This window comes from Actinoallomurus bryophytorum (assembly GCF_006716425.1).
GTDB lineage: Bacteria > Actinomycetota > Actinomycetes > Streptosporangiales > Streptosporangiaceae > Actinoallomurus > Actinoallomurus bryophytorum.
Genome location: NZ_VFOZ01000001.1, coordinates 3,119,070 through 3,132,511 on the forward strand (window position 1 = coordinate 3,119,070; position 13,442 = coordinate 3,132,511).

Annotated in this window: 11 protein-coding genes; 6 read left to right on the forward strand and 5 right to left on the reverse strand. The window is 72.3% G+C overall.

The window, feature by feature from the left end; all coding sequences use genetic code 11:
• Positions 1–106 precede the first annotated feature (106 nt).
• Complete coding sequence (locus tag FB559_RS14435) at positions 107–733, reverse strand: response regulator (protein ID WP_141956095.1); 627 nt, start codon at positions 731–733, stop codon at positions 107–109.
• Complete coding sequence (locus tag FB559_RS14440; protein WP_246121590.1) at positions 730–1,836, reverse strand: GAF domain-containing sensor histidine kinase; 1,107 nt, start codon at positions 1,834–1,836, stop codon at positions 730–732. Before FB559_RS14440 ends, FB559_RS14435 begins: the two co-directional genes overlap by 4 nt.
• 134 nt (positions 1,837–1,970) lie before the next feature.
• Here FB559_RS14440 and FB559_RS14445 point away from each other — a divergent pair, with 134 nt between their 5' ends.
• From FB559_RS14445 to serB, 6 genes are all read left to right on the forward strand, one after another.
• Positions 1,971–2,621 carry an SDR family NAD(P)-dependent oxidoreductase gene (locus FB559_RS14445; RefSeq protein WP_141956097.1) on the forward strand — a complete coding sequence of 217 codons (651 nt, stop codon included), beginning with the start codon at positions 1,971–1,973 and terminating at the stop codon, positions 2,619–2,621.
• 88 nt (positions 2,622–2,709) lie between these two features.
• Complete coding sequence (locus FB559_RS14450) at positions 2,710–4,038, forward strand: MFS transporter (protein ID WP_141956098.1); 1,329 nt, start codon at positions 2,710–2,712, stop codon at positions 4,036–4,038.
• Positions 4,031–5,047, forward strand: coding sequence for an S-adenosylmethionine:tRNA ribosyltransferase-isomerase (locus tag FB559_RS14455; protein ID WP_141956099.1), 1,017 nt, complete (start codon positions 4,031–4,033; stop codon positions 5,045–5,047). Before FB559_RS14450 ends, FB559_RS14455 begins: the two co-directional genes overlap by 8 nt.
• A gap of 24 nt (positions 5,048–5,071) precedes the next feature.
• Complete coding sequence (locus FB559_RS14460) at positions 5,072–5,320, forward strand: type II toxin-antitoxin system CcdA family antitoxin (protein ID WP_141956100.1); 249 nt, start codon at positions 5,072–5,074, stop codon at positions 5,318–5,320.
• Positions 5,321–5,382: 62 nt separating this feature from the next.
• Positions 5,383–5,715: a hypothetical protein gene (locus FB559_RS14465; RefSeq protein ID WP_141956101.1), complete on the forward strand. Its 333-nt coding sequence runs from the start codon at positions 5,383–5,385 to the stop codon at positions 5,713–5,715.
• Between the two features lie 85 nt (positions 5,716–5,800).
• Positions 5,801–7,018, forward strand: a complete 1,218-nt coding sequence (gene serB, locus FB559_RS14470) for a phosphoserine phosphatase SerB (RefSeq protein ID WP_141956102.1) — start codon at positions 5,801–5,803, stop codon at positions 7,016–7,018.
• Positions 7,019–7,025: 7 nt separating this feature from the next.
• On the opposite strand, the gene FB559_RS14475 is transcribed toward serB, so the two are convergent.
• From FB559_RS14475 to FB559_RS14485, 3 genes are all read right to left on the reverse strand, one after another.
• The gene (locus FB559_RS14475; RefSeq protein WP_141956103.1) at positions 7,026–9,089 is read right to left on the reverse strand and encodes an FUSC family protein; all 2,064 of its coding nucleotides are present in this window, start codon (positions 9,087–9,089) and stop codon (positions 7,026–7,028) included.
• Between the two features lie 98 nt (positions 9,090–9,187).
• Positions 9,188–11,377 (reverse strand): FUSC family protein, encoded by a 2,190-nt coding sequence (locus FB559_RS14480; protein ID WP_141956104.1) that lies wholly within the window; start codon positions 11,375–11,377, stop codon positions 9,188–9,190.
• A 471-nt stretch (positions 11,378–11,848) separates the two neighbouring features.
• Positions 11,849–13,000, reverse strand: a complete 1,152-nt coding sequence (locus FB559_RS14485; RefSeq protein ID WP_246121592.1) for a S8 family peptidase — start codon at positions 12,998–13,000, stop codon at positions 11,849–11,851.
• Positions 13,001–13,442: the final 442 nt, after the last annotated feature.

The window sequence follows — 13,442 nt, forward strand, 5'->3', positions numbered from 1 at the left end:
GATGTCGTCCTCGGCGGTGCGGTTCACTCAGCCGACTGCTGAGCTTCATCAACATATTCGAACGACGCGACTTACGCCTCATGGATCACAGGGTGGATTTGTGGAGTCACCGCTCCGCGAGCCCGTGACGCACCGCGTACAGCGCCGCCTGGGTCCGATCCTGCAGGCCGAGCTTCATCAAGATGTTCGAAACGTGGGTCTTGACCGTCTTTTCCGACACGACGAGTGACCGCGCGATCTCGCGGTTCGAACGGCCGAGGGCGATCTGCACCAGCACCTCGCGCTCACGGGCCGTGAGGGCCGTCGCGCCCTTGTCGCCCCGCTCGGGGCTGAGCATCGCGTCCGCCGCCTCCGGGGCGAACAGCACGTGACCGTCGTGCACCGCGCGGATCGCCTGCACGAGCGCCTGCGGGTCGACGTCCTTGTAGAGGTAGCCGGCCGCGCCCGCGCGTATGACGGGCACGACACGTGCCCGCTCGCTCGCGCTCGTGAGCACGAGCACCCGCGCCTCGACGCCGCGGCCGCGCAGCTCCTCCAGCGCCGTGAGCCCGTCCACGCCCGGCATCTTCAGGTCGAGCAGGATCACGTCCGGCGCGAGCGCCTCGGCCTGCGAGACGACCTCCGCGCCGTCCGCCGCCTCGCCGACGACGTCGATGTCGTCCTGTACGCCGAGGAACGTTCGCAGCCCCTGGCGGACGACCGGATGGTCATCGGCGATGAGCACCCGGATCATGTCCGCACCTCCAGGCGTACGACCGTGCCGGAGCCGGACGACTCGATCGTCAGCGCGGCGCCGACCGAGGCCGCCCGCTCGCGCATGGACTCCAGCCCCAGCCCGTCCCGCGCGTCGGCGGACACGTCGAAGCCGGTGCCGTCGTCGCGGATTTCCAGCACACCCCGCGTCAGGTCCACGGTCACCTCACGTGGGTCGCCGTGGCGCAGCGCGTTGTAGAGCGCCTCCTGGGCGATGCGGAACACCACGGACTCCGTCTCGGGCGGCAGCGCGACGTCCTCGCCCTCGAACCGCACCGCCGTACGGCGCCCGCGTCCGGCGCCCCACACGCGGTCCAGCACCTGGACGTGCTTGCGGAGCGACTCGGCCAGCCCGTCGCCCTCCAGCTCGGCCGGGCGCAGCTCGAAGATCACCTCGCGGAGCTCGGCGAGCGCCTCCTTGGCGAGTGTCTGCACCCGCTCGAGCTCGGGCGCGGGGTCCTTGGCGGCCAGCGCCGCGGCGGCGGTCAGCCGCAGGGAGAACAGCTTCTGCGCGACCGCGTCGTGCAGCTCCCGTGCCAGCCGGGCGCGTTCCTCGATCACGGTCAGCTCGCGGTTGCGCTCGTACAGGCGCGCGTTGGTCAAGGCGATGGCCGCGTGCGCGGCGAACAGGATGAGGCGTTCTTCGTCATCGGCGGTGAAGCCTCCGGCCTGCCGCTTGTTGGCCAGGAAGATGATGCCGAGCGTGTCCTCGCCGTCGCGGATCGGCACGCCGAGAAAGTCGCGCAGCACCGGATGCGCCGCGGGCCACCCCTCGAAGGCCTGCGCCGTGCGGACGTCCCGCAGCCGCTGCACCTTGTCCTCCCGCAGCATCACCGCGAGCAGCCCGTGCTGGCGCGGCAGCGGACCGATCTTGGCCCACTGCTCGTCGCTGACGCCCTCCACCACGAACTCCGCGAACGAGCCCGCGTCGTCGGGTATGCCGAGAGCGGCGTACCGGGCGTCGAGAAGCTGCGCGGCGGCCCGCACGATCACCTGGAACACCTCGTGCACCGAAAGGTGCCGCGTGACGGCGAGCACCGCGGCGCTGACCGCGTGCAGTGCGGCGTCCCGGTCGGCTTCCACGGCTCGACGGTACCGCCGCCACGGTCGCGGTCCCATCGGCCGTGTGCCCTAGACAGGTCCTAGGGCTCTCAGCCGAGGCCGGCCAGGTCCGACGGCCGATGCCCAGCGCCGTCCGCGGCTCTAGCGTCGGGGGCATGAAGGCACTGATCACCGGGGCGTCCCGCGGGCTCGGTCTCGCACTGGCCGGCGCGCTCGCCCGCGAAGGCTGGGAACTGGTCCTCGACGCACGTGGCGGGCCCGCTCTCGACAAGGCCTCCGCCGGACTCGCCAGGACCACGGTCATCGCCGGCGACGTCTCCGACCCCGCCCACCGGGCCGAGCTTGTGGCCGCCGCGGACGGCCTGGACCTGCTCGTCAACAACGCGAGCACGCTCGGGGCCACGCCGCTGCCTGCGCTGTCCGGCTACCCGCTGGACGTGCTGGAACGCGCGTTCGCGGTCAACACACTCGGGCCGCTGGCGCTGATCCAGGGCGTGCTGCCGGTCCTGCGGGAACGCCATGGCGCGATCATCAACATCAGCTCCGACGCCGCGGCCGAGCCGTACGAGGGCTGGGGCGGGTACGGCGCGACGAAGGCGGCGCTGGAACAGATCTCCAACGTGCTGGCCGCCGAGGAGCCCGGGGTGTCGGTCTGGTGGGTGGATCCGGGCGAGATGCGGACCGAGATGCTCGCCGCTGCCGGCGAGGACGTGGCGGCCGCGCCACGCCCCGAAGACGCCGCCGTGCCCGCGTTGCTGAGGCTCATCGGCGACCGGCCGCCCAGCGGCCGATACACGGCGTCATGACCAGACACGGCCCCCTGACCGACGAGGCCACACGACCGAGCGCGAGCGAAGAGCCTCGACACGTCGTTCCTCCGGCGGAGGAGGACACATGACCGCACCCGCACGTGAGGAGGCACCCGCGGCGGCGCGGGCGCCGTCCCTGCTGGCCGGGCCGTACCGGATGCCGACGGTCGGCATCGTCGCGGTCGTGGCCCTGCTGGCGTTCGAGTCGATGGCCGTCGGCACGGCGATGCCCGTGGCCGCGCGTGACCTGAACGGGCTGCCGCTGTACGCCTGGGCGTTCAGCGCGGTGTTCATCGCCGGCCTGGTCGCCAACGTGGTCTCCGGCGGCTGGGCGGACGCTCGGGGGCCCGCGCGGCCGCTGTTCACCGGGCTCGCCGTCTTCGTCGCCGGGCTGCTCCTCGCGGGCACCGCACCGACGATGGCGTGGTTCGTCGGCGGCCGCGCGGTCCAGGGGTTCGGTTCCGGGCTGGCGTCCGTCCCGCTGTACGTCATCGTCGCGCGCGTCTACCCGGAGGAGTACCGGCCGAAGATCTTCGCGGCGATGGCGGGCGCGTGGGTGGTGCCCTCACTCGTCGGACCCTCCATCGGCGGCCTGGTCGCCCAGCATCTCGGCTGGCGGTGGGTGTTCCTCGGCATCGTGCCGCTGGTCGTCCCGGCCGCCTTGGCTCTGGTCCCGGTGCTTCGCGGGCTGCGGACGCGGGGCACGATGCCGCGCGGGCGGATGCTCGCCGCGGTCGCACTCTCGGCCGGGGCGGCGACCTTGCTGTGGGGAATCGACCACCGCTCGCTCGTGGCCGTCGCCGGTCTCGCCGGACTCGTGTACGGCGTGCGCACGCTCATGCCGCGCGGCCTACTGTGGCTGCGCCGTGGTCTGCCGACGGCCGTCGCGATGCGCGGCCTGCTGCTCGGCGCCATGTCCGGGACCGAGGCGTTCATCCCGCTGGCGCTCACCACGAGGTACGGCTTCAGCCCGGCGACCGCCGGAATCGTGCTGACGGCGGGCGCCCTCGGCTGGTCTGCGGGGTCCTGGTGGCAGGGCCGGTTCCCGGGGACCTCGCGCGTTCGGTTCGCCGTCGCCGGGGCGGGCCTGCACGCGGTCGGCGTCGCGGCCGTGGCGGTGTCCTTCCACCTCTCCGGCTGGCTGACGCTCCCCGCCTGGATCGTCGCCGGCGCGGGCATCGGCCTGGCCTTCCCCGCCCTCAGCGTGCAGGTCCTCAGCCTGTCCGGCAGTTCGGCCCAGGGCACCAACTCCTCCGCCATGCAGATCAGCGACACCCTCGGCTCGTCGCTCGCCGTCGGCATCGCCGGCGCGCTCGTCAACGCGGCCGGCCTGAACGCGGGTGCCGTCTGCACGGCCGTCATCGCCACCGTCGCGGCACTCGCCGCCCACCGAGTCAGGGATCCCCATGCGTGAGTTCACCCTTCCCTCCACTCTTGAGGCCCACGAGCCCCCCGCCAGGCGCGACGCCGTCCGGCTCCTGGCCGGTACCCGTGACGGCGTGACGCATCGCCCGTTCGCCGGGCTGCCCGAACTCCTCCGCCCCGGCGACCTGCTCGTGGTCAACACCTCACCGACCCTGCCCGCCGCCGTACGGCTGGACCGGATCGCGCTGCACTTCTCCGGCCCCCTGCCGCCCAGCGCTCCGCACGCGTCCGGGGAGGGTGCCTGGCTGGTGGAGCTGCGGCTGCGTACCGGGGAGGCGACGGTGCCCTACGACGGTGGCCGGTGCGGCGAGTGGTTCCCGCTGCCGGGCGGCGCGACGCTCACGCTGCTGGGCCGGCAGACGCCACGGCTGTGGCGGGCCCGGCTCGACACGGCCGTCGTCCCGTACCTGCGGCGGTATGGCGTGCCGATCCGGTACGCCTACGTCGGGCGCGACTGGCCGCTGTCGGCGTACCAGACGATCTTCGGGACACCGGGCCTGGACGGCGGCAGCGCGGAGATGCCCAGCGCCGGCCGGCCGTTCACCCCCGAGCTCGTCACGCGTCTCGTGACCCACGGCGTGCAGATCGCGCCCATCACCCTCCACACGGGCGTCGCGTCGCCGGAGAAGGACGAACCTCCGTACGCCGAGCGCTACGACGTGCCGGCCCCGACGGCCACACTGGTGAACCACGTGCGCTGGGAGGGCGGCCGGGTGATCGCCGTCGGCACGACGGTCGTGCGCGCGCTGGAGACCGCGGTCGCCGATGACGGGTTCGTACGGGCCTCACGCGGCTGGACCTCACACGTCGTGACGCCGGAGGAGGGCGTACGCGCGGTGGACGGCCTGCTCACCGGCCTGCACGAGCCACGCTCGTCACACCTGCGGATGCTGACCGCGGTCGCGGGCGAGGACCTGCTGGAGGAGGTGTACGACGAGGCGCTGGCGCGGGAGTACAAGTGGCATGAGTTCGGCGACGTCAACCTCCTCATCCGCTGACGCATACTTTGGTATGCTCGAAGTATGAGCGTCAAGGAACGCATCACCGTCACCGTCGACTCCGAGATCGCCGCCCAGATCAAGGAGCTCGCCGGGTCCACGTCGTCCTTCGTTGAGGCCGCGATCCGCGAAAAGCTGGACCGCCACCGGCACGCCCGCGTGCTGCTCGACCGCGATCTTTCGGAGGCGAGGCGCGCCGACCCGGAGGGGTTCGCCGAGGCGGAGGCCAGGGTCGCGGAGTTGATGAAGCAACACTTCGGAGGCGCGGCGTGATCGCGGGTGCGGTCCTCGACACGTCGGCCATCCTGGCCTTCGGACGAGGTTCGCCCGACGCGATGCTGCTGATCGATCAGTACGACATGAAGGCGCAGACGCTCCTGGTCCCGATGACGGCGATGGCGGAGGCGCTGATGCGGCTCACCGCGCCGCATGAGGCGGAGCGCGCGCTCTATCTTCTGGAGTTCGGCGTGGTCGTCGGCGAAAGCCTGAGCCGCGGCAACGTGCGCTCGGTGGTGACCGCCGGTCTGGAGGCGAAGGCCGAGACCACGCTCGGTTCGGCGCACGCGGCTCACTCGGCTCGGGAGCGGAGCTGGAAGATACTCACAGGAAATCCCTCTCATTGGGCGACCGCCCATCCCGACGTAGAAGCCGTCAGCTGGATCCGCTGACCGAGCACGACCGGTGAACGTCCGGTGTCCGGATCGTGGACGCGGAAGCGAAAGCCGAGCGGCGCCAAGTAGCGTGGTGAGCAGCATGAATGCCAAAAAGCGCACGCTGTTGATCACGTTGACCGGCCGCGACCGCCCCGGGGTCACGTCGCGCCTGTTCACCACCCTTTCCGCGTTCCCGGTGACCGTCGCCGACGTCGAGCAGGTCGTCATCCGTGGCCGGCTGGTCCTCGGGGTCCTGGTGTCCTACGGCCGCGACACCGATGTCGGCCAGGTCTTCGCCGCCACCGAAAAGATCGCGGCCGACCTCGGCATGGAGATCGAGCTCGCCACCGGATCGGGCAACGACGCCGAGAACACCTCGCGCCGGCGGCACGGGCGGTTGCACGTCACCATCCTCGGCAGCGCGCTGCGGCCCGCGGCGCTCGCGGGCATCGCCGGCCGGGTGGCCGCGCACGGCGCCAACATCGACCGCATCGAGCGGCTCGCCACCACCCCGGTCACCTGCATCGAGATGCACGTCTCCGGCGCCGACCCGGACGGCCTGCGCACGGCGCTGGCCGCCGAGGGCGCCGAGCAGCAGGTCGACGTCGCGGTCCAGCGCGGCGGGCTGGCCCGGCGGACCAAACGGCTCATCGTCATGGACGTCGACTCGACCCTCATCCAGGGCGAGGTCATCGAGCTCCTCGCCGAGTACGCCGGCCGCGCGGACCAGGTCGCCGAGATCACCGAGGCCGCCATGCGCGGTGAGCTCGACTTCGAGGGCTCGCTGCGTGAGCGGGTCGCGATGCTCAAGGGACTCGACGAGAGTGTGCTGAGCGAGGTGCGGCGCAGCGTCGAGTTCTCGCCGGGCGTACGCACCCTGGTCCGCACCCTCAAGCGGCTCGACTACAAGTTCGCGATCGTCAGCGGCGGGTTCACCCAGATCACCGACGCGCTCGCCGCCGACCTCGGCATCGACTACTCCGCCGCGAACGTCCTGGAGATCGAGGCGGGCAAGCTGACCGGGCGTCTCGTCGGGCCGATCATCGACCGGCCGGGCAAGGCCACGGCGCTCGAACGCTTCGCCGCCGAGGCGGGAGTGCCGCTCAGCCAGACCGTGGCGATCGGCGACGGCGCGAACGACCTGGACATGCTGGCGGTGGCCGGGCTGGGCATCGCCTACAACGCCAAGCCGGTGGTACGCCAGGCGGCCGACACCGCGCTGAACGTGCCGTACATGGACACCATCGCCTTTCTGCTCGGCATCTCGCGCGACGAGATCGACGCCGCCGACGCCGAGGACGACGCGCTCTCCCACTGAGCCACGCTCAGGGTGCCACCTCCGTGAGCCGCTCCGCGTCCGAGGCGAGGGCGCGAAGCGCGTGCCGGGCACCCGCCACCTCGGCCAGGGCCTTCCGCATCGAGCTCACCGCGTCCACACCGGCGCCGCCGGCGATCTCGGCGCGCCGCCGCCGGCACAGGCTCGACAGGTGGTCGTCCAGCTCGCGCAGCAGGTCGTCGAGTTCGAGAGCGTCATCGCCGTGCGCATCAAGGTGGTCGGCCACGCGTTCGAGGATGGCGGGTACGGGGCCCGCGTCGACGGGCTCCTCTTCGGCCAGCGCCCCCAGCGTGCCGAGGTAGTCGCGCAGGCGCCGCGCGATCGCGGTCGTGTCGCGAAGCCGCCGGAGCAGCTCGCCGGGTGGCGCGGGCTCCTGGGCCAGCCGCAGCATCGAGTCCTCGACCTCCATCGCCGCCGACGACGCCTCCGCCAGCCTTTGGTGCACCGGAGCGCACGGCCGGCCCTCGAACCGCGCGGCGACCGTACGCGCCAGCTCGGCATGGGTGTGGAACAGCCGCGCCAGGCGTTCGGGCAGCAGGCGGCGCGTGCCGGCGGGCCACAGCGTCCGCGCCGCGGCCAGCGCCATCGCGCCGGCCGCGACGGTGAGCCCGATGCGCCACGTCGCGGCCCGCCAGGACAGCTGCTGGGTGAAGTCGATGAGCAGCATCACCAGCGGGGTCGCGAACATCACCCAGTACGCGTGGTTGACCGGCGAGAGCGCGAACCCGAGCGCCGCCCCGACGAAGACGAGGATGATCAGCGTCGCCTGTTCGGGTGCCACCGCCAGCGCCAGGGCCGCAACGGTGCCGCCCACGGTCGCGCCGCCGACCCGTTTGACCACCCGCTCCACCGTGCCGCCATAAGAGTCGCGCAGGCAGAACGTGACCGTGATCGGCAGCCAGTACCCGTACGGCAGCCGGAGCCCGTTGTCGAGCGCCATCGCCAGCGCGATCGCGGTCCCGACGCGCGCCGCATGCCGGAACCCGGGCGAGCCGGTCATGACCGCGGCGGTGAGGCGCCGCCGGCCACCGTCCCGGCGTTCGGGCAGAGTCGTGTCGAAGCCGGCCCTGAGGCCGCCGGACACGATCCCGGCCGCCTCCTCGATCGTCGCCGCGATCCGCTCGATCATCCGGCGTACCTGCAGGACCATCGCGGATCCGACGACGTCGTCACGGTCGTGTACCCGCATGCGGCGCACGTCGTCGCTGACGCGAACGAAGCGGTGCAGAGCCACGGACTCGCCGGGCGTGCTCCCGCCCGTCTCGAGGGCCTCGGCGAGCTCGCGGCACCGGCGGGCGAGTGCGGACCCGACGGCGCGGAGTTCCCGCTCCCACCACTCGGGCGGTGGCGCCTCCTGCCGCAGCGCGCCGAGCAGTGAACGCGCCACGACCGTCTCGTCGACGGCCCGGTCCAGCACGTCCGCCAGCCGCCGCGGATCCTCGTGCCCCAGGCCGCGGTAGAACGCGTACGTCGCACGGGCCTGCCTGATCGCGTCGTAGGCCTCCCGCCGGCGACGGTCCCACAGGTCCGGGTCCGAATCGGGCAGCGCGTCGACGGCCCCGGCCACCGCGCGGGCCGCCGCGACGACGGACGTCCGCAGCGGGCGCAGCCGGTCCGTGACCCAGGGCGCCAGAAGGAGCACCGACACCCACAGGCCGCCGGCCATCTCGAGGATCCCGTTGAGGAACACCGGGCTGGTCGGCGGCCGTACCGCGGCGATCAGCGTGCACAGAGCGGCGGTCGGGCCCATCCACGAGAGCGCCGCGCCCACGGCGGCGACCACCGGGACGATCACTGTCGCGAGCCAGGGGTGCCCGTTCAGCAGCCCGCCGAACCAGGTGAAGACGGTGACGACGGCCACCGTCGCGAGCATCGCGCGGGCACGGGCGCCATAGGGCCCCTTGGGTCCGGCGAAGGCGACGTAGAAGGCGCCCAGGCCCGCGGGCACGCTGTCGGCCGCGTGGCCGGTGAACACGCCGATCACCAGTGGAGTGGTCACGCCGACGGCCGTCGCCAGGCCGTAGAAGGGCGCGGCACGTCCTTCGGACGCCACCAACCCCCCTCGCAGGCGCGCCAGAGCAGACCTCACCTGTGCTCCCCCCGTCGACAGGTGGTGTCCCGTCCACTACAGCACGGTCCGGGCGGCCGGCGTCACCCGCCTGGCCGGGCGCCGTCTCTCGCAGGACCCTCGGCTTGCTCTTCCGCCGGGCCGGTCGCGGTGAGGCTTTCGGTGTCGGCGACGAGAGAGCGGACGGCGTGACGGGCGCTCGCCGCCTGGATCAGCAGGCGGCGCAGCGTGGTGACCGCGTCGGTGCCGACGCCGTCGGCCAGCTCGTCGCGGCGGCGCCGGTCGAGGCCCGACAGGTGGTCGTCGAACTCCTCCAGCAGGTCACCTAGGTCGAGCGCGCCGTTTTCGGCCTCCGGCGCGTCGGCCCGCGCGTCCAGATGGTCGGCGATCCGGTCGAGGATGACGCACACCGGACCCGCGTCCAGATCCTCCTCCTGCAGCGTCACCAGGGTCTTCAGGTCATCCCGTACGCTCCGCGCGGCCGTACCGGCGGCCCTGATCCCCGTGATGAGGCCGATCGGCGGCGAGGGCTCCCTGCCGAGGCGCTTGGCCGACTCCTCCAGGTCGTTCTCGGCCGCGACCGCGTCCTCGGTCCGGCGGCGTACCGGCGCCTCGTCGTCGCCGTCGAAGCGTGCGGCGACCGCCCGTACCAGCCGAGCGTGGGAACGCATCAGTTCGGAGACCTGCCCGGGGACCCGGCGCGGCGTACCGGACGACCACAGACCACGCGCGGCGGCCAGTGCCAGCAGGCCACCCGCGAGGGTGAGCCCGATGCGCCAGGCCGCCGCCGACCAGGACAGCGCGTCGGAGAAGTCGACCAGCAACATGACCATCGGAGTGCTGAACATCATCCAGTAGGCGTAGTTCGCCGACCGGAACGTGAACCCGAGGATCGCGCCGACGAAGATCAGGACGACCAGCGTCGCCTCGCCCGGCGCGATGGCCAGGGCGAGGGCGGCGACGATCGCGCCGATCGCGGTACCGCCGACCCGCTTGATCACTCGCTTGACCGTGTCACCGTAGGAATCACGGAGGCTGAGCAGGACCGTGATGGTCAGCCAGTGGCCGTGCGGCAGCTTCAGACCGGTGGCGAGCGCCATGGCCGCCGCGACCGCCACCCCGACGCGTACCGCGTGACGGAACCCGGGTGAGCGGGTGCGGACCGCCTCCTTGAACCGGCTCCAGCCACCCACCGGGCGTTCGGGCAGGTGGGGCACGTCGATGCCGAGCGTCAGGCCGTGGTCGAGGATCTGCCGCGCCCGGCCGACGCTCGCGGCCATCCGCTCGACGGCCTGCCGGACCCGCAGGAGGAGCGCCGTGGCGACCAGATCGGGCTGCCCGGCGAGCCATTCCTGGCGTACCTCCTCGGTCACCCGCGCGAACCGGTCGAGCGCGACGGCGCCGTCACCCCCGAGCGGACGGCCGCCGCGCGCCTCGATGCCCCCGGCGAGCAGCCGCAGCCGCGCGGCCAGCGAGGACACGGCCACACGGCACTCGCGTTCCCAGTGCTCGGGCGGCGAGTCGGCGCGTACGGCGGTGAGCATGGCGCGCAGGGCCACCGCCTCGTCCATCGTCCGCCGGAACGCCTCGATCAGCTGACGTGGACGCTCCTGGTCGTCACGCCCACCCGCGCGGTAGAGCCCGTACGTCACCCGCGCCTGCCTGATCGCCTCGTACGCCCGGCGGCGGCGGTCCGTCCACTCCTCCTCGTCCGGCCCGGGCGTTGCCAGGACGTCGAGCGCGGCGGCCACCGAGCCGGCGACCTCGGCCAGCGACATCCGCAGCGGACGCAGTCGGTGGGTGATCCACGGCGCCACGAGCAGCGCGGACACGAACAACCCTCCGGACATCTCCAGAAAGCCGTCGAATATCACCGGGCTGGTCGTGGGCCGGATCGCGGCGAGCACGGTACAGAGCGTCGCGGTCGCGCCCATCCACGGCAGCATCGAGGCGAGCGTGGCGACGACGGGCACGGCCGCCACGGCGAGCCACGGGTGGCCGCTCAGCGAACCACCGAGCCAGGTGAAGACCGTGACGACGGCCACCGCGATGAGGAGCGCGCGTGCGCGGGCGCCGTACGGTCCGCCGGGGGCGGCGAGGGCGACGTAGAAGGCGCCGAGGGCGACCAGCACGCTCTCGGCGGCGTGGCCGGTCAGCAGGCCGACCAGGAGCGGCGTGGCGACGCCGACGGCGGTGACCGTGCCGTACACCGGCGCGGCCTGCCCTTCGGACTCGGCATAGGTCGCACGCAGCGACGCGAACGACGCCCCCATGCCCACCTCCGCAGGTCCTAAATGTCCTACCTACTACAGCACGATGCCGGGGCCTGCCAGGCCCCGGCGTCACTCGCGCGGAGGGATGGATCGGGGACGCCCCTCCGGCGGGCCAGTGCTGCCGATGTCGGCTCGTCGCCTTTCTCAGCCCAACGGAGCCGCCCATTAGGCCAGGCCGTGAAGCCAGGCCGTGAGGCCAGGCCGTGAGGCGGGCTGTCCTGACTGGCCGTTCAGGGAACAGCGGACCAGCGCCGTTCAGGACCGGACCATGCCGGTAGAGGCCGCGCCGCTCCTGACCGTGCCGTTCACGATCACGCCGTTCACGGCCAGGCCGTTCCGTGCCGCTCCGGACCACGCCAGTCATGACCACGCCGTTCCTGACCGCGCCGTTCCCCCACCAAACCGTTCCCAACCGCGCCGTCGTCCGGAGCGTTGCGCGGCGGCGCCTCGTCTACCTTGGTGAACGGGGCGTCAGAGACCGCCGGTGTTCAGCAGGAGGTTGGGCGTGCCCGCGGGGACGCCGGTGATGGCGTTCTTCACGGCGTGCGAGGTGATCCAGTCGGTGACGGTCGCCTGAGAACCGTCGCCGTTGGCCTCCTTGTACAGAGCCGCGACGCCGACGACGTGGGGGGTCGCCATGGAGGTCCCGCTCACCGTTCTGGTAGCGCCGGACAGCCAGTCCGACTTGATGTCCACACCGGGCGCGTACACCTTGACGCAGCTTCCGTAGTTCGTGAAGCCCGCCGACGCGTCGGTCCGGTCATCTGCCGCGACGGCGAGGACACCGTCGGCGCCAGAGGGCGAGCCGTTACAGGCGTCCCCAGCGTTGTTGCCGGCCGCGACGGCCAGAAAGACGCCGGCGCCCGAGAGCCTCTTGGCGGCGACGTCGACCGTCGGGGACTTGCTCCCACCGAGCGACATGTTCGCCACGGCGGGCTTGACGGCGTTCCGTGCCACCCAGTCCATGCCGGCGATCACGTCGGCGTCCGTGCCCGAACCCTGGCAGCTCAGCACCCGTACGGCCTTGATCGTCACGCCCTTGGCGACGCCGTACGTGGTTCCGCCGATCGTGCCCGCGACGTGCGTGCCGTGGCCGTTGCAGTCCTTGCCATCGCCGCCGGTCACGTCGACGCCGACCGAGGCTCGGCCGCCGAAGTCCGCGTTGGACGTGTCGATGCCCGTGTCGATGACGTAGGCCGTGACGCCCTTCCCGGTGTGGTCGTAGGTGTAGTTCTGGTCGAGCCCGGAGCCCGCGTCGAGCCGGTCCAGCCCCCAGTCGGCGCCGGTCTGGGTCGTCATCGTGTGCATCGTCGCGGCCTGAGCGACCTTGAGGACGTTCGGGTCATGGCGCAGGTGGGCGAGCTGTGTGGCGTCGAGCTTGGCCGAGAAGCCGTTCACGACCTTGGTGAAGACGTGCGTGACCGCCCCCTGGGGAACGGCGTCCATCGCGTGCTGCCGCCGGCCGCCGCCGGACTTCACCGTGACGATGTACTGGCCCAAGGCAGCCTCGCCCTGGGCGGAGACCAGCGGTGCCGTCGGTGTCGCCGCGGCGGCGTCCACCGCGCCCGGAGCCCCGGCGATCACCGGCAGTGCGAGAAGGGGGAGCAAGGCGAATCTCTTCAAGATCTCTCCGTCCGTTCTGACGCATTCGTGTCCCTTGTGGTGCGTGCGGCGCCCCATCTCGCACCACGGCTCCGGCGTCCCCCCGGGTGTTCCGCTCCCCTGTCGTGCTTCGACAGGCAAGAGCGACTTATGGGCGAACCGTCAGTAACGTGACTCATCGTGATGGCAGTGACACGTGTCCCTGACAGGCAGTCGTCCCCATCGCGATCAGTACGGACGCGGGCGACGGAGAGAGAACCCCGTGGCCGGATCCGGCCACGAGGTAGACCGGAGGGTCACTGAAGATGCCGGTGGCCACCTTGATGATCCCGGGTATCAGCAGGTAGCGCCCTCAGCGCGCTGGTAGTCCCTCGACGTTGTGCCCACTCGCGAGATGCTCGCCCGCCCACCGGAGCGCGGCCATCTCCCCGTGGACCATCTCCCGACCGGCAGGTTCCTTACG

What these genes read in the sequence shown, in the direction of transcription:
- FB559_RS14435 (WP_141956095.1), bottom strand. Translation starts at nt 733, where the DNA reads ATGATCCGGGTGCTCATCGCCGATGACCATCCGGTCGTCCGCCAGGGG.
- FB559_RS14445 (WP_141956097.1), top strand. Translation starts at nt 1,971, where the DNA reads ATGAAGGCACTGATCACCGGGGCGTCCCGCGGGCTCGGTCTCGCACTG.
- FB559_RS14450 (WP_141956098.1), top strand. Translation starts at nt 2,710, where the DNA reads ATGACCGCACCCGCACGTGAGGAGGCACCCGCGGCGGCGCGGGCGCCG.
- FB559_RS14455 (WP_141956099.1), top strand. Translation starts at nt 4,031, where the DNA reads ATGCGTGAGTTCACCCTTCCCTCCACTCTTGAGGCCCACGAGCCCCCC.
- FB559_RS14460 (WP_141956100.1), top strand. Translation starts at nt 5,072, where the DNA reads ATGAGCGTCAAGGAACGCATCACCGTCACCGTCGACTCCGAGATCGCC.
- FB559_RS14465 (WP_141956101.1), top strand. Translation starts at nt 5,383, where the DNA reads ATGCTGCTGATCGATCAGTACGACATGAAGGCGCAGACGCTCCTGGTC.
- serB (WP_141956102.1), top strand. Translation starts at nt 5,801, where the DNA reads ATGAATGCCAAAAAGCGCACGCTGTTGATCACGTTGACCGGCCGCGAC.
- FB559_RS14480 (WP_141956104.1), bottom strand. Translation starts at nt 11,377, where the DNA reads ATGGGGGCGTCGTTCGCGTCGCTGCGTGCGACCTATGCCGAGTCCGAA.